This is a genomic window from Streptomyces sp. NBC_00203 (assembly GCF_045206325.1).
Lineage (GTDB): Bacteria > Actinomycetota > Actinomycetes > Streptomycetales > Streptomycetaceae > Streptomyces > Streptomyces lutosisoli.
Window position 1 is genome coordinate 4,115,400 of sequence record NZ_CP108126.1, and the last position, 19,200, is coordinate 4,134,599.

Annotated in this window: 15 protein-coding genes; 1 reads left to right on the plus strand and 14 read right to left on the minus strand. The window is 71.2% G+C overall.

Annotated features, from left to right (window positions below):
* Window positions 1-75: 75 nt before the first annotated feature.
* The 11 genes from OG975_RS18595 to OG975_RS18645 form a co-directional block, all read right to left on the minus strand.
* A complete protein-coding gene (locus OG975_RS18595; protein WP_406330392.1) occupies window positions 76-240 on the minus strand; it encodes a hypothetical protein in 165 nt (54 codons plus the stop codon).
* Window positions 237-2,546, minus strand: coding sequence for a xanthine dehydrogenase family protein molybdopterin-binding subunit (locus tag OG975_RS18600; RefSeq protein WP_406330393.1), 2,310 nt, complete (start codon window positions 2,544-2,546; stop codon window positions 237-239). The genes OG975_RS18595 and OG975_RS18600 overlap by 4 nt, the downstream gene beginning before the upstream one ends.
* Complete coding sequence (locus OG975_RS18605; RefSeq protein WP_406330394.1) at window positions 2,543-4,066, minus strand: 2Fe-2S iron-sulfur cluster-binding protein; 1,524 nt, start codon at window positions 4,064-4,066, stop codon at window positions 2,543-2,545. The genes OG975_RS18600 and OG975_RS18605 overlap by 4 nt, the downstream gene beginning before the upstream one ends.
* Window positions 4,063-4,956: an FAD binding domain-containing protein gene (locus OG975_RS18610; RefSeq protein WP_406330395.1), complete on the minus strand. Its 894-nt coding sequence runs from the start codon at window positions 4,954-4,956 to the stop codon at window positions 4,063-4,065. Before OG975_RS18610 ends, OG975_RS18605 begins: the two co-directional genes overlap by 4 nt.
* Window positions 4,957-5,236: 280 nt before the next feature.
* Window positions 5,237-6,901: a beta-N-acetylhexosaminidase gene (locus tag OG975_RS18615; RefSeq protein WP_406330396.1), complete on the minus strand. Its 1,665-nt coding sequence runs from the start codon at window positions 6,899-6,901 to the stop codon at window positions 5,237-5,239.
* A 1-nt stretch (window position 6,902) separates the two neighbouring features.
* A complete protein-coding gene (locus tag OG975_RS18620) occupies window positions 6,903-7,748 on the minus strand; it encodes a carbohydrate ABC transporter permease (protein WP_406330397.1) in 846 nt (281 codons plus the stop codon).
* On the minus strand, window positions 7,745-8,746 hold the full coding sequence (locus OG975_RS18625) for a carbohydrate ABC transporter permease (RefSeq protein ID WP_406330398.1): 1,002 nt from the start codon (window positions 8,744-8,746) through the stop codon (window positions 7,745-7,747). The genes OG975_RS18620 and OG975_RS18625 overlap by 4 nt, the downstream gene beginning before the upstream one ends.
* A 281-nt stretch (window positions 8,747-9,027) precedes the next feature.
* Window positions 9,028-10,335, minus strand: coding sequence for an extracellular solute-binding protein (locus tag OG975_RS18630; protein WP_406330399.1), 1,308 nt, complete (start codon window positions 10,333-10,335; stop codon window positions 9,028-9,030).
* Entirely contained in the window at window positions 10,332-11,336 is a 1,005-nt protein-coding gene (locus OG975_RS18635; RefSeq protein WP_406330400.1) for a tetratricopeptide repeat protein, read from the minus strand. The genes OG975_RS18630 and OG975_RS18635 overlap by 4 nt, the downstream gene beginning before the upstream one ends.
* Window positions 11,337-11,436: 100 nt before the next feature.
* Complete coding sequence (locus OG975_RS18640; protein WP_327429095.1) at window positions 11,437-11,739, minus strand: DUF3039 domain-containing protein; 303 nt, start codon at window positions 11,737-11,739, stop codon at window positions 11,437-11,439.
* A gap of 75 nt (window positions 11,740-11,814) precedes the next feature.
* Entirely contained in the window at window positions 11,815-12,387 is a 573-nt protein-coding gene (locus OG975_RS18645; protein WP_406330401.1) for a YqgE/AlgH family protein, read from the minus strand.
* Window positions 12,388-12,669: 282 nt separating this feature from the next.
* Here OG975_RS18645 and murA point away from each other — a divergent pair, with 282 nt between their 5' ends.
* A complete protein-coding gene (gene murA / locus OG975_RS18650; RefSeq protein WP_406330402.1) occupies window positions 12,670-14,010 on the plus strand; it encodes a UDP-N-acetylglucosamine 1-carboxyvinyltransferase in 1,341 nt (446 codons plus the stop codon).
* 121 nt (window positions 14,011-14,131) lie between these two features.
* On the opposite strand, the gene OG975_RS18655 is transcribed toward murA, so the two are convergent.
* From OG975_RS18655 to OG975_RS18665, 3 genes are all read right to left on the minus strand, one after another.
* Entirely contained in the window at window positions 14,132-14,413 is a 282-nt protein-coding gene (locus OG975_RS18655; protein WP_007382399.1) for an HU family DNA-binding protein, read from the minus strand.
* 453 nt (window positions 14,414-14,866) lie between these two features.
* On the minus strand, window positions 14,867-16,291 hold the full coding sequence (locus OG975_RS18660; RefSeq protein ID WP_330304929.1) for an NAD-dependent malic enzyme: 1,425 nt from the start codon (window positions 16,289-16,291) through the stop codon (window positions 14,867-14,869).
* Between the two features lie 431 nt (window positions 16,292-16,722).
* Complete coding sequence (locus tag OG975_RS18665; protein ID WP_406330403.1) at window positions 16,723-19,164, minus strand: HelD family protein; 2,442 nt, start codon at window positions 19,162-19,164, stop codon at window positions 16,723-16,725.
* Window positions 19,165-19,200: the final 36 nt, after the last annotated feature.

The following is a 19,200-nucleotide window of genomic DNA, read 5'->3' on the forward strand; positions in this document are numbered from 1 at the left end:
CATACGCCGCACCACTGACAACGCCGGAAACACGGGGAAACACGCCGGAGCACGCGGAAACAGGGGCCCCGCCCCTCAGCTGAGGTACACGCCGCCCACGACGACCACCAGGGCCGCCAGCACGAACAGCAGCACCCAGATCAGCAACTTCCCGACGCTGGGCGGGGGTTCGTAGCGCGGCTGCTCGGGGCCGTCGTTCAGTGGCGGTTCGCCGCTCAGCGGCTCGTGCGGTGCGCTCATGATCCCGTCACCACCACCGCCGCCTGCGGGCGGATCGGGAGGCGGTTGACCGGCCGTCCCGTCGCCGCCCGTACGGCGGACGCGACCGCCGCGGGGGACGTCACGACCGGCACCGCGCTGACCGCCTTCGCGCCGAACGGGGCGACGACATCGCGCTCCTCGACCAGCTTGACGATGCGGATGTCGGGCGCGTCCAGGGCGGTGGGGAGGGCGTATCCGGTCAGGTCGGGGTGGCGGACCAGGCCGCGGGCCGTGCGCAGGTTCTCCGTGAGCGCGGCGCCGACGCCCTGGGTGACGCCCGCCTCGATCCGGGCCGTCAGCTGCGCCGGGTTGAGGATCCGGCCCACGTCCTGGGCGAGCGCCAGCTCCACCACCCGGACCGAGCCCAGCTCGATGTCGACGTCCACCACCGCGCGGATCGCGCAGAAGGCCAGGCCCACGAAGGCGTCGCCCTGGCCCTCGGCGTCCAGCGGTTCGGTGGGGTGCGGGCGGCACTGGGCCGTGGCCCACAGTTCCTTGCCGTCCATGGCCTCCGTCACGGTCGTGGACAGCACACCGTCGTACGACGTGATCTTGCCGTCGGTGATCTGCAACAGCTCCGTGGACATGCCGAACTTGTGCGCCAGGGGCTGCAGCAGTTGCGTACGGACCATTTTCGCGGCGCGTTCGACCGCTCCGCCCGACACCCATGTGTGGCGGCCACGGCAACTCGGGCCCGCGGGCGGCTGGTCGGTGTCGACCGGCGCCACGTGCACCTCGTCGATGCCGAGCGTCTCCTGGACGATCTGCCGGGCCAGCGTGGTGAAGCCCTGGCCGGTCTCCACGGCCGCGCAGAGCACGGTGGCAACGCCGTCATGGACCTTGACCGTGGCCGTCGAGACCTCGTCCGCGCCCTCCGAGCCGAGCATGTGGACCATGCCGACGCCATAGCCGACACCACGGCGTACGGCACCGGGTTCGCCCGCGCCTTCGAGGCCCCCGGGGAGCAGCCACTCGTCCTCGGGCGTGTCCTTGGGCAGCGCGGGGAGCGGGAAGTCCCGCACGGCCTGCAGCAGTTCGGCGACCGGCGCCGGGCACGTCACCGTCTGGCCGGTCGGCAGGACGTCCCCCGTGGCCATCGCGTTGCGCAGGCGCAGCTCCGCGGGGTCGATGCCGAGCTTCTTGGCCAGCTTGTCCATCTGGGCTTCGTAGGCGGCGCACACCTGCATGGCGCCCTCGCCGCGCACATGGCCGGAGGGCGGGTTGTTGGTGCGTACGGCCCAGCCCTCGATGAAGGCGTTGGGGACGACGTAGGGGCCGCAGGCGAAGGAGACCGCGGCGGCCAGCGACTCGGCGGACGTGTCGGCGTAGGCGCCCGCGTCGAGCAGGATCTGGGCCTCGACCTTCACCAGCCTGCCCTCGGCGTCCGCGTGGTGGCGGTAGCGCAGCAGCGTGGGGTGGCGGTGGGCGTGGCCGAGGAAGGACTCCTCGCGCGTGGCGGTGAGCTTCACCGGGCAGCCGGTCTTCAGGGCCAGCAGGCCGAGCGGGAGCTGGAAGCCCTGGTCCTCGCGGTCGGCGGTGGCTCCGGGGACGCCGGTGACGACGACCTTCACGCGCTCGGGTTCCAGGCCGTAGCAGGCGGCGGCCGCGTCGCGGTCGGTGTGCGGGTCGGTGGACGCCACGTAGAGCTCGACTCCGCCGTCGGGGCGGGGCACGGCGAGGCCCGCCTCCGCGCCGATCGGGGCCGGGTCCTGGCGGCCGATGCGGTACTGGCCCTCGACGACGATCTCGCCGGCCGCCTCCGGGTCGCCGTGGCGCAGCGGGATGTGGCGGATCAGGTTGCCGTCGGGGTGCAGGGGCTCGGCCTCGAAGGCCTGCTCCGGGTCGGTCACCGCGTCGAGTACTTCGTACTCGACGATGACAGCGGCGGCGGCCATCCGCGCGGTGTCCGGGTGGTCGGCGGCGACGGCCGCGATGGGCTCCCCGTGGTGGCGTACGACCTCGGAGGCGAACACCGGGCGGTCCGCACGGCCGCGGCCGTGCAGCGCGCTGCCGGGCACGTCCTCGTGGGTGATGACCGCGCGCACGCCGGGCATCTCGCGCGCGTGGCTGGTGTCGATGGACACGATGCGCGCGTGTGGGTGGGGCGACCTGAGCACGGCGGCCCACAGCAGGCCCTCGGCCCACAGGTCGGCCGCGTACGGGAAGGTGCCCTCGGTCTTGGCGCGGGCCTCGGCGGCGGGCAGCGAGACGCCCAGCCCGTGCGGCAGGGGCTCGGGACCGCTCTCGGGTGCCGCCGGTGTCGCGGTCGCGGCTTCGTTGCTCACGCCTGGCCTCCGTCCTGGCCGTACGGCTGCTCATGCGGCGCTTGGGGGTCGTACGGAGAAGTGGAAGTGTCGTCGTACCGTGCCTGCGGTGCGGCCGGTCCGGCCGATGCCTCGAACGCCGACGGGTGGACGCCGCCCGCGCCGGGACCCGCCTGGTGCGGGATGCGTGCCTCGTCCGCGTCGGGCGCGGCTTCGGCGGCGGCCGCGGAGTGCGCCTCGCGTTCGTTGACGACCTCGCGCACGGCGTCCAGGACCCCGCGGTAGCCGGAGCAGCGGCACAGGTTGCCGCACAGCGCCTGGCGGGCTTCCAGCTCGGTCGGCGCGGGGTTGCCCTCAAGGAGGTCGTGCACGGTCATCGCCATGCCTGGTACGCAGAAACCGCACTGCACGGCGCCGCACTTGGCGAGCGCCCGCTGCACGTCGGAGGGCTGCCCGTCGGTGGCCAGGCCCTCGACGGTGCGCACCTCGCTGCCGGCGGCGGTGACGGCGGGCACCAGGCAGGACGCCACGAGCCGTCCGTCCACCTGGACGTTGCAGGCGCCGCACTCGCCCTGCGAGCAGCCGTCCTTGGCGCCCGCCAGGCCGAGCCGCTCGCGCAGGACGTAGAGCAGCGATTCGCCGATCCAGGCGTCGGTCACGGGACGGTCGGCGCCGTTGACGCGCAGGACGTAGGAGGCGAGGGGGTGTTCGTCGTGCGGGGGCGGCGCGGCGGTGTCGGCGTCCTGCGCCTCTTCGGCGGCGGCCCCCTCGGGAGCCTCGGCGGCCTCGGGGTCCTCGTGCGCCGGGTCCGGTTCGTGCGCCTCCGGAGCCCCGGTGGCCCCGTGCGCGGGCCCGGCGACCGGCGCGGAAGCCTCGTGAGCGGGCTCGGCGGCCCGCTGGGCGGCCTGCGCGGGCGATTCCGTATGAGACCCGGCCGACGGCTCCATGGAGGCCTCAGCGGCCGTTTCCCGCTGCTCGGCCGACCACGCCTGTCCGATGGCCTCCGTGGCCCAGGGGGCGGCCGCGCCGCCGGGGAGCGTGGCGGGCGGTGTCCCGCCCCACTGCTCGACGAGCGCCGAGGTGGTGAACTCGCCCGATTCGTCCGGAAGATCACCGCCGGCCACCGGAATCGACCACTGTCCGGTCACATCGTGCCCGGGGGCGGCGCCCGTCTGCGCGGCCTCGTTGAAGTCCCACTGCCCGGTGGCTCCCGGGTGGTACGCGAACCGGTCGTCGTGCGCGGCGTCGTGCGGCGCGGCGTTCGGATCCGGCCACTGGACGGCGCCGGCCGGCACGGTCCACGTCCCCGTGGCCGCCGGGTCCGTCGCCTCGGGTGTCGCGGGGGTCACGCTGATCTGCGGGGGCACATAGCCATGGCCGGGTGCCGCGAGCGGGCTGTCCCGGTCGGCGAGGAGGGCTTCGATGCCCCCTTCGGGGAGCTTGACGAAGGCGGTGGCGCCGTCGTCGTAGTCGCCCTGGGGCAGCGGATCCCAGCGGCCGCCGCTCGGCGGGGCGCCCTCTCCGTGCTGGTCGTCGGTCACGACAGTGCCCTCCCCAGTGCTCGTCGGGCCAGCGCGGCGACGGTGCGCCGCAGGTGCAGTACGGCGGGCGGAAGCTGCTGCACGGAGCCGTCCGCGTCGGGGACGGGGTCGGGGATGCAGGCCGCGGCCACGTACTCCCCGAACGCGGCGAGCGCCTCCGGCACGATCGTCCGGTTGTTGTCCCAGTCGATCAGCTGGGCGACCCAGGCCTCGGCGTCCAGCGGCCGCAGCGGCATCGGCGCTATGGCTCCGACGGCGCACCGCACTCCGCGCCGCGCGGGGTCGAGGACGAGGGCCACGGACGCGATCGCGCGGCCGGGTCCGGTGCGCCCCGTCGCCTTCAGGAAGACCTGCGGGGCGTGCAGCAGCGGCACGCGCACGTAGCCGATGAGTTCGCCGCCGCGGAGCATCTCCATGCCCGCGAGCAGGTGCGACACGGGGATCTCGCGGCGGGCTCCGCCCTGGCCCGCGATGATCAAGGTGGCTTCCAGAGCGGCCAGTACGGGCAGCGCGTCCCCCGTAGGGGCGGCCGAGGCGATATTGCCGCCCAGGGTGCCCGCGTTACGGATCTGCGGCGGACCGGCGGCGCGCGCGGCGGCGGCCAGTGCCGGGATCAGGGCCGCGAAGTCGGGGCGCCCCATGCGGGCGTGGGTGAGGCCCGCGCCGAGCAGCGCGTGGCCGTCCTGGTACTGCCAGCCGCGGATCTCGCTGATCCGGCCGAGGCCGACGAGCGCGGCGGGCCGCAGCTGTCCGGAGTTGACGGCGGCCATGAGGTCGGTGCCGCCGGCCACCGGAACGGCGGCGGGCATGGCGGCCAGCGCCGCCACTGCTTCGTCCAGCGACGCGGGCAGCGTCACGGCCTGCGCCGCCTGCGGTGCGTGCGTGGTCAAACCGGCTGCCCCTTCCCGCTGCCCCACCTGGTCCCACCTGTGCTGCCGTACGGTACGTGCTGACAGGGCGGACGTGGCAACTCTGGCACATCTTCCCCGGCCCTCGACGCGGGGGTCCGCTAGGAGGCATTCGCCCCTCTCACCAGGGAGATGGTCCGTTTTCGTACGGCATCACCCGTGAGTGCGAATTGCCACTCTTCGGTGACCCTTGGGCGCCTTTTCCCTTGTGGGGCCACAGTTCCAGGGTGAACACCCCGGGACACGCGTCTTCGGAGTCACCTCACACGTTTGGGGGCGCCCCCTCGATCGGGCGTCCGAGGCCACCCGTCATCCCTTCGGGGGCAGGCCGCCGCTGCCACGGCAGCGGACCCGCGGGCGGGCGATAGTCCACTCCAAGGGCGTCAAGTCGCCCGTAGTGGGCGGTCATCCGCCGTTCGAAGCCGGCGAAGTCCCGTTCGGCGGGGGCGGGCAGGGCACTCCAGGCGACCTCGGCGAAGGCCACGAGCCGCGGGTACGTCTGGTAGTCCACGCGCGCGTGGTCCTCCATCACCTCGGTCCACACGTTGGCCTGAGTGCCCAGCACATGCCGTGCCTCCGCCTCGGTGAGCTGCGGCGGCACCGGCTCGAAGCGGTAGACGTCCTCCAGGGTGCGGACATAGCCGATGGGCATCGGCTCGTCCTCGCCGGCGGCCTGACGGTGGTCCAAGTACACCTGCTGCTCGGGGCACATGACGACGTCGTGGCCCGCGCGGGCGGCCGTGACACCGCCCTGGTAGCCGCGCCACGAGGACACGGCCGCGCCGTCCGCGAGCCCGCCCTCCAGGATCTCGTCCCAGCCGATCAGCCGACGCCCGCGGGCGGAGAGCCAGTTGTCGAAGTGCCGGACGAACCAGGACTGCAACTCGTCCTCGTCCGCGAGCCCGAGTTCCTTGATGCGCGCCTGCGCGGTGGGCGACTGCCGCCACTGGTCCTTGGCGCACTCGTCGCCGCCGATGTGCACGAACTCCGAGAAGGGTCCGGCGTCCGCCGGGAACAGGTCGAGGAGTTCCTCGAACACCCCCTCGTAGAAGCGCAGGGTGTTGTCAGTGGGGGCGAGTACGTTTTTGGAGACGCCCCAGTTGTCCCAGACGGAGAGGGAGGTCGTGTCGATGACGTCGGTGTTGCCGAGTTCCGGATACGCGGCGATGGCGGCCTGCGAGTGCCCCGGGATGTCGATTTCGGGGACGACGCTGATATGCCGCTCGGCGGCGTACGCGACGATCTCGCGGATGTCGTCCTGCGTGTAGAAGCCCCCGTGCGGCTTCTCCTCCCACAGCGGCGAGGCGCGATGGCCGAATTTCGTGCGCGCCCGCCAGGACCCGACCTCCGTCAGCTTCGGGTAGCGCTTGATCTGAACACGCCATCCCTGGTCGTCAGTGAGGTGGAAGTGGAAGACGTTGAGTTTGTGGGCGGCCAGGAGGTCGAGATGGCGCAGGACCCCGTCCTTGGGCATGAAGTGCCGGGAGACGTCGAGCATGAGGCCGCGCCAGCGGAATCGCGGGGAGTCCTGGATGTGGGTCACCGGCAGTCGCCACTCCCGGCCGGGAAGCGGCGCCCGCCGGAAAGCGTCGGGGCCGAGCAACTGCCGCAGCGTCTGAGCGCCCCAGAAGAGCCCGGCGGCGCCACCGCCGACGAGGTGCACGCCCTTCGGCGTGACGGCCAGACGGTAGCCCTCGTCGCCGAGGTCCTTGGTCACCATGGAGTGGATGGACACACGGATGACGTCGTCGTCTTCCCCGTCCCCCGGCTTCAGGGGCAGGCCTGTGGCCGCGCCCAGCACGCCCCGCAGCCAGCGTTCCGTCCGCTCCGTGCCCTCACCCGCGGCCAGCTTCGTCCCGGGCCCCAGCTCGTAGAAGTCGGCCCCGTGGTCCGTCACATGGCGGGGCGCCGGAATCACATCAATCACGTCAGTCCTTTACCGCTCCGCCGAGGCCGGAGACCAGTCGTCGCTGTACGAGTACGAAGAAGATCAGCACCGGAATCGTCATCACTGTGGAGGCCGCCATCACGCCGCCCCAGTCCGGCTCGTCCGGCTTGTAGAAGACGAGGAGGGCCATCGGCAGGGTGGACTGCGAGGTGTCGCTGATGATGAAGGACTTGGCGAACAGGAAGTCGTTCCAGGCCGAGATGAAGGAAAAGACGCTCGTGGCCACAAGTCCCGGGAAGACGAGGGGGAAAAGGATCTGCCACAGGAATCGCGCGCGGCTCGCCCCGTCGATGTACGCGGCCTCCTCCAGCGCGTCCGGTACGGCCTTCACAAAACCCCGCAGCATCCAGATCGCGAAGGGCAGCGAGAAGGCGAGGTGCGGCAGGATCAGCGAGCCCAGCGTGTTCAGTTGGCCCATGTCCCGCATGAGGAAGAAGAGGGGGATCGTCAGGGCCTCGACGGGCACCATCTGCGCGACCAGGAACATGATCAGCAGGGTGGTCCGGAATCGGAAGCGGAATCGTGTCACCGCGGTCGCCGCGAGAAACGCGATGAGTGCGGAGGCGACGACCACGGAGCACGCGACCACCAAGCTGTTGAGGAAGTACCGGCCGAATTCCTGCTGCCCGAAGACGCGCCGGAAGGAATCGAGGGAGGGCGAAAGCGTCCAGGGCCGTGGCTCGGTCGACTCGACCTCTCCGGCCGGTTTGAAGGCGCTGAGCACCATCCAGTAGAGGGGGAAGGCGACCACGGCCGCGATCAGCAGCGCGGACACCTCGGCGGCGAGCCGCCACGGGCGCCGTACAAGACCCCTGACGAGGTTCACAGTTCCTCCCCCTGCCTGCGGAGCAGCCGCAGATAGACCAGCGTGACCGCGAGCAGGATCACCAGCATCACCACGCCGATCGCCGAGCCGAGGCTGTACTGCGAGGCGGCGAACGCCTTCTGGTACGCGTACACGTTCAGCACGAGGTTCTGTCCGGCGATGCCGCCGCCGTTGGTCATCACGTAGATCTGCGTGAAGACCTTGAAGTCCCAGATGACCGACTGGATGGTGACGACCACCAGGATCGGCCGGAGCAGCGGCGCGAGCACCGAGCGCCAGATCCGCCACTGCGAGGCACCGTCCAGGGCGGCCGCCTCCAGCACCTCGGCCGGTACGGCACGGATCCCGGCGTACACGGTCACCATCACGAACGGGAAGGAGCACCACACCACTTCGAGGAGCACGAGGGCGAAGGCGCTGTAACGCCCGTACGTCCATGAGTGGTCGCCGATCCCGAGGACCCGGTTGACGGGGCCGAAGTCGGGGTCGAAGAGGAACAGCCAGACCGTGGAGCCGGTGACGGCCGGGGTCGCCCACGCCCCGAGCGCGGCCAGCATCAGGGCCAGCCGGGGCACGGCCCGCACGCGCGTGAGGAGCACCGCGAGCGCGCAGCCGGCCGCCAGCGTGGACACCACACAGGCCGCCGCGAACACCAGCGTCGCGAGGAGCACCTGCCAGAACTGGTCGTCGGCGAACAGCGTCCGGTAGTTGCCGAACCCCTCGAAGGTGGTCGGTTCGCCACCGCTGACCTGGGCCTGGGTGTACCGCAGGAACGAGATCAGGCCGAGCTGATAGATGGGGTAGAGGAGCAGAGCACCGAGCACGACGAGGGCGGGGGCGAGATAGAACCAGGGCGTCCAGCCACCGCGCCCAAGCCGGGACCCCCCGGACACACCCCCGCCGCCACGCCGCCCGGACGCCGACTTCCGTACGGGGGTGCCAGGGCCGGGGCCGGGACCGGGTGAGGCTGGACGCTCCCCCGCAACCTGGCCGGGCAAGGCCGCGTGGTCCACCGCCCCGCGATCGGGGTCGAGGTCGGCGGGATCCGGCTCGCCGGAGCGACCTGCGCCAGCAGCGCTGCCGTGGCTGCCACTGCCTTCGCCGCCGCCAGCGTGATCGCCGCCGCCTTCGCTGCCACTGCCGTCGGCGGGGCCGCGGCCAGGCCCCGCCCCGGATTCGGCGCCGGTTCCTCTGCCTGCGCCCGGGCCCGCACCCTCCGCGGTGCCGGTTGTGCCCTCGGGCGGTGCCCCCGTCGGGGCAAGAGGCTTCTCCATCGGCTTCACCCGGCGGAGCTGAACGCGTCGTTCATCTTCTTCGCCGCGTCCTTCGAGGCCGCCGCCACGTCCTTCTTGCCGCTGACGATCTCCTGGAACATCGTCGGCAGGACGAGCGAGGCGTCGATCTGCGCCCAGGCGGGGGACGCCGGTACGAACTTGGCGCCCGCGGCGAGGGTCTTCACGAAGGGGGCGACGAACGGCTCCTTGGCGGCGACCTCTTCCCGCACGTCGGTGTAGGTCGGCAGGAAGCCCATCGCGTCGAACAGTTCGCCCTGGGTCTTCTTCGACGCGAGCTGCTCCATCAGGTCGACGGCGAGCGTGCGGTGCGAGGTGCTCTTCAGTACGCCGATGTTGTTGCCGCCGGCGAACGCCGGAGCGACCGAGCCCGACGTCAGCCCGGGCAACGGCACGACCGCGTACTTGCCCTTGACCTTGCCGGCCTCGATCGCCGCGTGGCTGAAATCGCCGCCGATGGCCATGCCCGCCTTGCCCGAGGCGAAGGCGGTCACCGTGTCGTTGCCGCCCATGCCCGCGCACTTGGCGGCCGGACAGTTGGTGTCGCCGAAGAGCGAGGTGTAGGCCTTGATGCCCTTCTGGGCGTCCGCGCTGTCGATGGTCGCGGCATAGGAACCGCCCTTGCCCTCGGCGAGTTCACCGCCCTGGGACCAGATGAACGGCATCGCGCCGTACGTGTAGGCGCCGCCGACCGCGAGACCGTACAGGTCGGGTCTGGCCGCGTGGATCTTCCGGGCCGTCTCTGCCAGCTCGGCCTGGGTCTTGGGGACTTCGAGGCCGAGTTCCTTGAGGACGTCCGTGCGGTAGTACAGCGCGCGTACTCCGACGAAGTAGGGGGCGCCGTAGATCTTCCCGTCCACCGTCACCGACTGCCTGGCCGTCGGGTCGGTGTCCTTGGACTCGGACCAGTCGGTGAACTCCTTGGTGATGTCGGCGAGTCCGCCGTCCTTGACGTATCCGGCCGTGTCCGTGTTGCCGTACTCGATGACGTCCGGGGCGCTCTTGGGGTCGTTGAAGGCGGCCTTGATGCGCTGGGCACGGGTCTCCACGGGGATGTACTCGATGGTGACCTTGGTGCCCTTGTGGGCCTTCTTGAAGGTGGCGACGGCCGCGTTGACGACCTTCTGCTTCGGCGCGTTGTTGACCTCCTGGAAGAGCCAGACCCGCAGGGTGCCGGTCTTCTCGTCCTTGCCGGAGGAGGAGTTGTCGGAGGTCTGGGGGGCGCAGGCGGTGGCGGTGAGCCCTGCGACGACGAGGGCGGCTATGGGGGCGACCGTTCGAACAGAGAGCTTCATCGAGCATCCTCCGATGGGGTGCGTTGCAACATGCGCAATGGCGGTTTCGCTCTGCACAACACACCGGAGGCTATGAGTGCATGAACATGCCCACAAGAGGTCTCAACCACTCTGTGACCACGGGACGCACTCCGTGCAACGCTCAGACGCCGGTGGCCTTCTCCCGTTCGGCCCGCACGGCCTCCCGGACCCCCGCCGCGATCTGCGTCCCGATCAGCGCGAGCAGAGACGACGCCCCAGAGCGGAAGGTTCGCCCAGGAGGACTCCGGCCCCGCGAGGGGCATGACGCAGAGGCCGGCCGCGCTCCCCCACCAGCCGAGGGTCACCGCGACCTTCACCCGCGCCTCTCGGCCTCCGCCGCCGTACAGCCGCTCGTTGGTGGCGCGTATCTCGGCGAACCGCGCCGGCCAGCCGAGACCGGCCCGTCGAGGACTTCTCACGAAAAGCACGATCGCCAGGAACGACACGGCCCGCACCGTCTGGAAGCCGGCCCGCAGCCCCTCCGGCCAGTCCCCCACCAAGGTCAGGGTGCCGGCGACCAGGAACACCGCGAGCACCACCCAGATCCACGGGTTCGGCCGCCACGGCTGCCGCAGCGCCCCGCGTCCGCCCCCGAGCTCCTTCGCCCGCTTCCATTCCCGCCGGGCCTCGGCGCCATGGCCGCCCGCCTTGTAGAGGGCCGACCCGAGTGCCCGGTGCGGCGCCGCCTCATCCGGGGCCAGCCGGACGGCAGTGCGCGCCGCGGCGACAGCCGAATCCCCTCGCCCCAGCAGCCAGTCCGCGTCGGCGATCGCGACCCATCCCCGCCAGTCGCCCGGATCGAGCGCCACCGCCCGCTCCGCCAACGGCAAAGCCGCCTCCGGATCACGGAGTTGCAGCAGCACGGACGCCGCCAGGCTGAACTCCTCCGCGCTGCGCGGCTCCGCCCGCTCCACCAGCGCCCGGCTCTCACGGAACTTCCGCGCCCCGGCCAGCTCCCGCGCCCGCAGCAACGACTCCACGCCCCACCCCCACGTACGACAAGACCGCGGCGCCCCTCACCAGGGGCGCCGCGGCCATGCTCGGTCTACGCGGCGTACTGCGCCCGGGGACCCGGTGGCGTTACTTCTTGCCGCCGTCGCCGCCCTTGCCCTTGTCGCCACCGGCGCCCATGGACTCGTAGATCTCCTTGCACATGGGGCACACGGGGTACTTCTTCGGGTCGCGGCCGGGGACCCACACCTTGCCGCAGAGGGCCACGACGGGCGTGCCGTCGAGGGCGCTCGCCATGATCTTGTCCTTCTGGACGTAGTGGGCGAAGCGCTCGTGGTCCCCGTCACCGTGCGACACCTGCGGCGTCGGCTCTACGAGGGTCCCCGTCCCCGTGCCTCGCTGGGGCTGGGTCTCAGGCTCAAGAGTGCTCATAACGCCAAGGGTACTGGGGCCCACACCCTTCAGTTGAGGGAAGGTCGCCCGGTAATCGCCCGGCCGTCGCACTCATTAGTTGAGCGACGGGTCGTCCGGGTACGTCGCCACCATCGCCAGCTCGTTGCGCTGGCGGCGCAGGACCTCGCGCCAGAGCCGTTCGGGGGACGGGGAGGAGACGTCTCCGGGTTCGGACTCGACGACGTACCAGGCGCCCTCGACGAGTTCGTCCTCCAGCTGGCCGGGGCCCCAGCCCGCGTATCCCGCGAAGATGCGCAGGGAGCCGAGAGCCGCGGCGAGGAGTTCGGGCGGGGCCTCCAGGTCGACGAGGCCGATCGCGCCGTGCACGCGGCGCCAGCCGAGGGGGGTGCGTTCGCCGGACGCGCCGCCCGGGATGACCGCGACGCCCAGCGCCGAGTCCAGCGACACCGGGCCGCCCTGGAAGACGACACCGGGTTCGACGGCCAGGTCCGCCCAGGCCTCCAGGATGTCGCCGACGTCCACCGGGGTCGGCCGGTTGAGGACGACACCGAGCGAGCCCTCCTCGTCGTGGTCGAGGAGCAGCACCACCGCGCGGTCGAAGTTGGGGTCCGCCAGGGCGGGCGTGGCCACGAGCAGTCGCCCTGTGAGCGAGGACACCTCGGTCATGCCAGACATGATCCCGCATCTTCCCCAGGTAGGGGGAGCCAATACCCGTACCCGGGTGAATGCAGCTCAGGGCTCACAGAAGCGTCCCCCGCGCACGCCGGTGCCGGTGACCCCGTGTGCCCGATTCGGAACGGTTCGTGTTGTGGCAAAGCTATGACGCACCTGAGTGGTCCTTGGGCTTACTGAGGGGGGGTGGGCGGCCATTACCCTTGCTGTTCGGCTCCTGTAACAAGGGGCCTGCCGTCGAATCACACCTGCCCAACTCATCGGAACGCGAGATACATGACCGTCAATGACGATGTCCTGCTTGTCCACGGCGGAACCCCGCTCGAGGGCGAGATCCGTGTCCGCGGTGCGAAGAATCTCGTACCCAAGGCCATGGTCGCCGCCCTGCTGGGCAGTGAACCGAGCCGGCTGCGCAATGTCCCCGACATCCGCGACGTGCGCGTCGTCCGCGGGCTGCTGCAGCTGCACGGTGTGACGGTCCGTCCGGGTGAGGAACCGGGCGAGTTGGTGCTCGATCCGTCGCACGTCGAGAGCGCGAACGTCGCCGACATCGATGCCCACGCGGGTTCGTCGCGCATCCCGATTCTTTTCTGTGGCCCGCTGTTGCACCGTCTGGGGCACGCGTTCATCCCCGGCCTGGGCGGCTGTGACATCGGCGGCCGGCCGATCGACTTCCACTTCGAGGTGCTGCGGCAGTTCGGCGCGAAGATCGAGAAGCGGGCGGACGGCCAGTACCTGGAGGCCCCGCAGCGGCTGCGCGGCACAAAGATCCAGCTGCCGTACCCGTCCGTCGGCGCGACCGAGCAGGTGCTCCTGACGGCCGTTCTGGCGGAAGGCACCACCGAGCTGTCCAACGCGGCCGTGGAGCCCGAGATCGAGGACCTCATCTGCGTACTGCAGAAGATGGGCGCGATCATCGCCATGGACACCGACCGGACGATCCGCATCACGGGTGTGGACTCGCTCGGCGGCTACACCCACGCGGCCCTCCCGGACCGCCTGGAGGCCGCCTCGTGGGCTTCCGCGGCGCTGGCGACCGAAGGCAACATCTACGTCCGCGGCGCCCAGCAGCGCTCGATGATGACGTTCCTGAACACCTACCGCAAGGTGGGCGGGGCGTTCGCGATCGACGACGAGGGCATCCGCTTCTGGCACCCGGGCAGCCAGCTCAAGTCGATCGCCCTGGAGACGGACGTCCACCCGGGCTTCCAGACCGACTGGCAGCAGCCGTTGGTGGTGGCCCTCACCCAGGCCACCGGCCTGTCCATCATCCACGAGACGGTCTACGAGTCCCGTCTCGGCTTCACCTCCGCGCTCAACCAGATGGGCGCGCACATCCAGCTCTACCGCGAGTGCCTCGGCGGCTCCAACTGCCGCTTCGGCCAGCGCAACTTCCTGCACTCGGCCGTCGTTTCGGGCCCGACGAAGCTCCAGGGCGCCGACCTGGTCATCCCCGACCTCCGCGGCGGCTTCTCGTACCTGATCGCCGCCCTCGCGGCCCAGGGCACCTCCCGGGTCCACGGCATCGACCTCATCAACCGCGGCTACGAGAACTTCATGGAGAAGCTCGTCGAGCTGGGCGCGAAGGTCGAACTGCCGGGCAAGGCGCTCGGGTAACAGCAGTCGTACGTACGACGATGGGGCGGCCCCCGGTGAAGGGGGCCGCCCCATTGGCGTTACTGCCGGCGTTGCTTCGCCTCGTACGCGTCCCGTGGCGTACAGGAACGTACAGGAGGACTTACTTGCCCTTGGCGGCTTCCTTGAGCTTCGAGCCCGCGGAGACCTTCACGCTGTAGCCGGCCGGGATCTGGATCGGGTCGCCGGTCTGCGGGTTGCGCGCGGTGCGAGCGGCACGGTGGGTGCGCTCGAAGGTCAGGAAGCCGGGGATGGTGACCTTCTCGTCGCCCTTGGCGACGATCTCGCCGACGGTCTCGGCGAACGCGGCCAGAACGGCGTCGGCGTCCTTGCGGGTCACCTCGGCGCGGTCGGCCAGCGCGGCCACCAGCTCACTGCGGTTCATGTTGTTACTCCCGTGTTCTTCTTGCTGTTGAGGCGTGCCACGCGGCGGAGCCGCATATTGGGCACAGCGAAGACGATGCTGCCAGGGTCCTCGGTCGGTCCCCGGACCCGGGTCCGTCACCAGACCCTCGCGCCCGAAGACGCATCCTGCCCCCACCTGCGGCGGGAAAGCCAATCCGGCACCCCTGGGAGTCACACGAACACCCTTGGGAGTCACACGAAGAGGCCTGCAAGGCCTGAGCCTGGCCGCCACCCTAGAGGGCGCCCACAGCCCCGGCGTCCCGCGACGCGCCGATGCCCGGGGGCCGTGGCGATCCTCACAGCCCCCGCTCGCGCCTCCAGCGCCGGTCGGCACCACCCAGCCCGTCCGGCGTTTGAGGACGAGGCCGTTCAGGCCGACAGCGGGGGTCTGGGGGCGGCAGCCCCCAGCAAGCCCCACACCAACGCCGGACGCCTACTCAGCAGAGGCCGACGCCCCAGCCGCCCGAGCCGCAGAGCGAACCGCTCCGGCGACCGCGCCCGCGACCTTGTCGTTGAAGACGCTGGGGATGATGTAGTTCGGGTTGAGCTCGTCCTCGGTCACCACGTCCGCCAGGGCGGCCGCGGCGGCCAGCATCATCTCCGTGTTGACCGTGCGGGACTGGGCGTCCAGGAGGCCGCGGAAGACGCCCGGGAAGACCAGGACGTTGTTGATCTGGTTGGGGAAGTCGGAGCGGCCCGTGGCGACAACTGCCGCCGTCTGGCGGGCGATTGCCGGGTCGACCTCGGGGTCGGGGTTCGCGAGCGCGAACACGATGGCGTTCTCGGCCATGGCGGCCACGTCGTCGCCGTCGATGACGTTCGGGGCGGAGACGCCGATGAAGACGTCCGCGCCGCGCACGGCTTCCTTCAACGTGCCCGTGAGGCCCTCGGGGTTGGTGTTGTCGGCGATCCAGCGCAGCGGCGTGCCGGCGGCGGCGTCCACCAGGTCCGTGCGGTCCGCGTGCACGACACCGTGGATGTCGGCGACGACGGCGTTCTTGACGCCGGCGGCGATGAGCAGCTTGAGGATGGCCGTACCGGCCGCGCCCGCACCGGACATGACGACACGGATGTCGCCGATCGCCTTGCCCGCCACACGCAGGGCGTTCGTGAGGGCGGCGAGCACGACGATCGCGGTGCCGTGCTGGTCGTCGTGGAAGACGGGGATGTCGAGGGCCTCGCGCAGCCGGGCCTCGATCTCGAAGCAGCGGGGGGCGGAGATGTCCTCCAGGTTGATGCCCGCGAAGCCGGGGGCGATCGCCTTGACGATCTCGACGATCGCGTCGGTGTCCTGGGTGTCCAGGCAGATCGGCCAGGCGTCGATACCGGCGAAGCGCTTGAAGAGGGCCGCCTTGCCCTCCATGACCGGCAGAGCGGCCATCGGCCCGATGTTGCCCAGGCCCAGCACCGCGGATCCGTCCGTCACGACCGCAACGGAGTTGCGCTTGATGGTGAGGCGGCGGGCGTCCTCGGGGTTCTCGGCGATCGCCATGCACACGCGGGCCACGCCCGGGGTGTAGATCATGGAGAGGTCGTCACGGTTGCGGATCGGGTGCTTGGACTGCATCTCGATCTTGCCGCCGAGGTGCATGAGGAACGTACGGTCCGAGACCTTGCCGAGGGTGACGCCCTCGATGCCGCGGAGCTGCTCGACGATCTCGTCGGCGTGCGCCGTGGAGGTCGCCGCGATCGTGACGTCGATCCGGAGCTTCTCGTGGCCGGAGGCGGTCACGTCGAGGCCGGTCACCGAGCCTCCGTGGGACTCGACGGCCCCGGTGAGCTGGGAGACCGCGGTTCCGCTCGCGGGCACCTCCAGCCGGACCGTCATCGAGTAGGAGACGCTGGGCGCCGTTGCCATGGCCGACTTCCTCTGCTTTCACCGTGTCGCTGGTATGCCGTCCGATCGTCGCACCTACCGCCGAGTACGCGGTAGCCGCCCCGGATTGCGAACGTTTTGTTCACAGCTGAGGGCACAGCTAAGGGCACAGACTTTCGGAAAACAACTTCCACCATACGAGAAACGATCAGGCAACGAAAGAGGCCCACGTCACGGGGTGACGTGGGCCTCTTCTGCGTCCTCATCTTCAAGGACAACGTTCAATGACACCGACCCGCCATGCTCGCCTCGCGGCAAGTGGTCGCTCGTAGCGACGAAGGTTGGGCCCGGGGGCTTGGATCGGGCCGGTGTCACGTCAACGGTAACAAACGATCCCCGCAAGGCAATTCCCGCCCCGAGAGTTCTTTTGCGAGAGGTGAGCCGGACGGGTGGGCGGGAGACCGGGTCGCGCATCAGTCCCGGAGCAGATCTGGCACCCCGTTCGCATCGGGCTCGTCACGGTCGCTGGAGATGACGGTCAACTGCTGAGTGGCCCGCGTGAGGGCGACGTACAGCACACGCAGCCCCGCGGGCGACTCGTCGGCGATCTCAGCGGGCGAGACGACCACCGTGGCGTCGTATTCCAGCCCCTTGGCCTCCAGACTGCCGAGCGCCACCACCCGGTCACCGAGCCCGGCGAGCCAGCGCGCGGCCTCCTCGCGCCGGTTCATGGCGACGACGACGCCCACGGTGCCGTCCACACGGTCGAGCAGCTGGGCCGCCTCGGCGCGCACGGTCTGCGCGAGGGAGTCCCGTACGACCGCGAAGCGCGGCTCGACGCCCGTGGACCGTACGGCCGACGGGGACGTCGAGCCCGGCATCGCGAGCGCGAGGACCTTGGCGGCCAGCTCGGCGATCTCGGCGGGGTTGCGGTAGTTGACGGTGAGGGTGAAGCGGCGCCGGGGACGGGTCCCCAGGGCCTCGTCTCGGGCCTCGGCGGCCTCGTCCGGGTCGGACCACGAGGACTGCGCCGGGTCGCCGACGACCGTCCACGTGGCGTGCCGGCCGCGCCGCCCGACCATCCGCCACTGCATCGGCGTGACGTCCTGCGCCTCGTCGACGATGACGTGCGCGTACTCGGTCCGCTCCTGCGCCAGCCGCTCGGCGCGCTCCCACTGCGTCTCCTCGCGGGTGGGCATGAGCTCTTCGAGGCCGGTGAGCTGGTCGAGCGGGTCCAGCTCGCGCCGCTTCCTGGGCCGGGCGGGGGTGCCGAGGATGGCGTTCAGCTCGTCGAGCATCGCCACGTCGTGCACGGAGAGCCCGTCCCGCTTGAGCGAGCGCGCTACCCGCCGGACCTCGCCGGGGTTGAGGATCCGCCGCGCCCAGCGCCCGAGCCGCCGCTCGTCGGCCATGGCGGCCAGCACGCCCCGCGGGGTCAGCTCCGGCCACCACGCGTCCAGGAACGCGATGAAGCTGTCCTCCGACGTGATGTCCTCGTCGAACGACGACCGCAGCTCGGCGGCCAGCTCCGGGTCCGAGTGCCGCGTCCCGGCGCCCGACTGCGCCCACAGCGCGTCGAGCAGCAGCTTGCGGGCGCGCGGGCGCAGCAGGTTGACGGGGGCGGTCCCGCTCAGCGCGTTGCGCCGGATCCGGTCCAGCTCCGGGGCCTCCAGTTCGAGACGGCGCCCGAACGCGACGACACGGAGCCGGGTGGGCACCGCCGCCGGGCCCTGCGGCTCGGCGTCGTCACCGAAGGCGAGCTGCCCGGCGTCGCCGCCCGCGCCGCGATGCCCGGCGCCGCCGTTCCGCCCGGAGCGCGAGGACCCGGGGTGCGGCGCCGGTTCGAGGATGCCGCGGGCCGCGTGCCGCAGCACCTTCAGCATCCGGTACGAGCCCTTGGCGCGGGCCACGGCCGGAGCGTCGTACAGGGTGGCCTCCGCGCCGTCGACGAGCGAGCCGATGGCGCGGATGGCGACCTGGCCCTCCTCGCCGAGGGAGGGGAGGACGCCCTCGGTGTAGGCGACGAGGAGCGGGGTCGGGGAGACGATCAGGATGCCGCCCGAGTAGCGCCGGCGGTCCTGGTAGAGGAGGTACGCGGCCCGGTGCAGGGCCACCGCCGTCTTGCCCGTGCCCGGGCCGCCCTCGACGTACGCCACCGAGGCGGCGGGGGCGCGGATCACCAGGTCCTGCTCGGCCTGGATGGACGACACGATGTCGCGCATGGTGTGGCTGCGGGCCTGGCCGAGCGCCGCCATCAGCGCGCCGTCGCCGATCACGGGGAGTTCGCGGCCGTCGAGGGAGGCCTTCAGCTCCGGGCGCATCAGGTCGTCCTCGACGCCGAGAACCTTGCGGCCCTTGGAGCGGATGACCCGACGGCGTACGACACGGCCCGGGTCGACCGGCGTCGAGCGGTAGAAGGGAGCCGCGGCGGGCGCCCTCCAGTCGATCACCAGCGGGGCGTAGTCCGTGTCGAGGACGCCGATCCTGCCGATGTGGAGCGTCTCCGCGATGTCCGCGGTGTTGTCCTCGCGGACGGCACCCTCGGCCGGTTCGACCGCGGTGTACGCGCCGTCCGGACCCTTCTTGCCGTCCTTCCCGAGGAGCAGGTCGATACGGCCGAAGAGGAAGTCCTCGAACTCGTTGTTGAGGCGGTTGAGGTGAATTCCCGCGCGGAACACCTGGGCGTCCCGCTCCGCGAGCGCCCCTGGAGTACCGACCTGACCGCGCTTGGCGGCGTCGTTCATCAGGAACTCCGCCTCGTGGATCTTCTCCTCGAGGCGCCGGTACACCCGGTCCAGATGTTCCTGTTCGACGCTGATCTCTCGGTCCCGTACGGAGTCGTCCTTCATGGAGTCGACCGTCACGGATTCATGGACCGAGCCGAGCGCGGTTTCCTGCTGAGCCTGAGCGGCCACCGGGCCCCCTTCTGACGTGCTGGGCAGCCGTCAACC

What these genes read in the sequence shown, in the direction of transcription:
- OG975_RS18630 (WP_406330399.1), bottom strand. Translation starts at nt 10,335, where the DNA reads ATGAAGCTCTCTGTTCGAACGGTCGCCCCCATAGCCGCCCTCGTCGTC.
- OG975_RS18645 (WP_406330401.1), bottom strand. Translation starts at nt 12,387, where the DNA reads ATGACCGAGGTGTCCTCGCTCACAGGGCGACTGCTCGTGGCCACGCCC.
- OG975_RS18655 (WP_007382399.1), bottom strand. Translation starts at nt 14,413, where the DNA reads ATGAACCGCAGTGAGCTGGTGGCCGCGCTGGCCGACCGCGCCGAGGTG.
- OG975_RS18640 (WP_327429095.1), bottom strand. Translation starts at nt 11,739, where the DNA reads ATGAGCACTCTTGAGCCTGAGACCCAGCCCCAGCGAGGCACGGGGACG.
- OG975_RS18595 (WP_406330392.1), bottom strand. Translation starts at nt 240, where the DNA reads ATGAGCGCACCGCACGAGCCGCTGAGCGGCGAACCGCCACTGAACGAC.
- OG975_RS18660 (WP_330304929.1), bottom strand. Translation starts at nt 16,291, where the DNA reads ATGGCAACGGCGCCCAGCGTCTCCTACTCGATGACGGTCCGGCTGGAG.
- murA (WP_406330402.1), top strand. Translation starts at nt 12,670, where the DNA reads ATGACCGTCAATGACGATGTCCTGCTTGTCCACGGCGGAACCCCGCTC.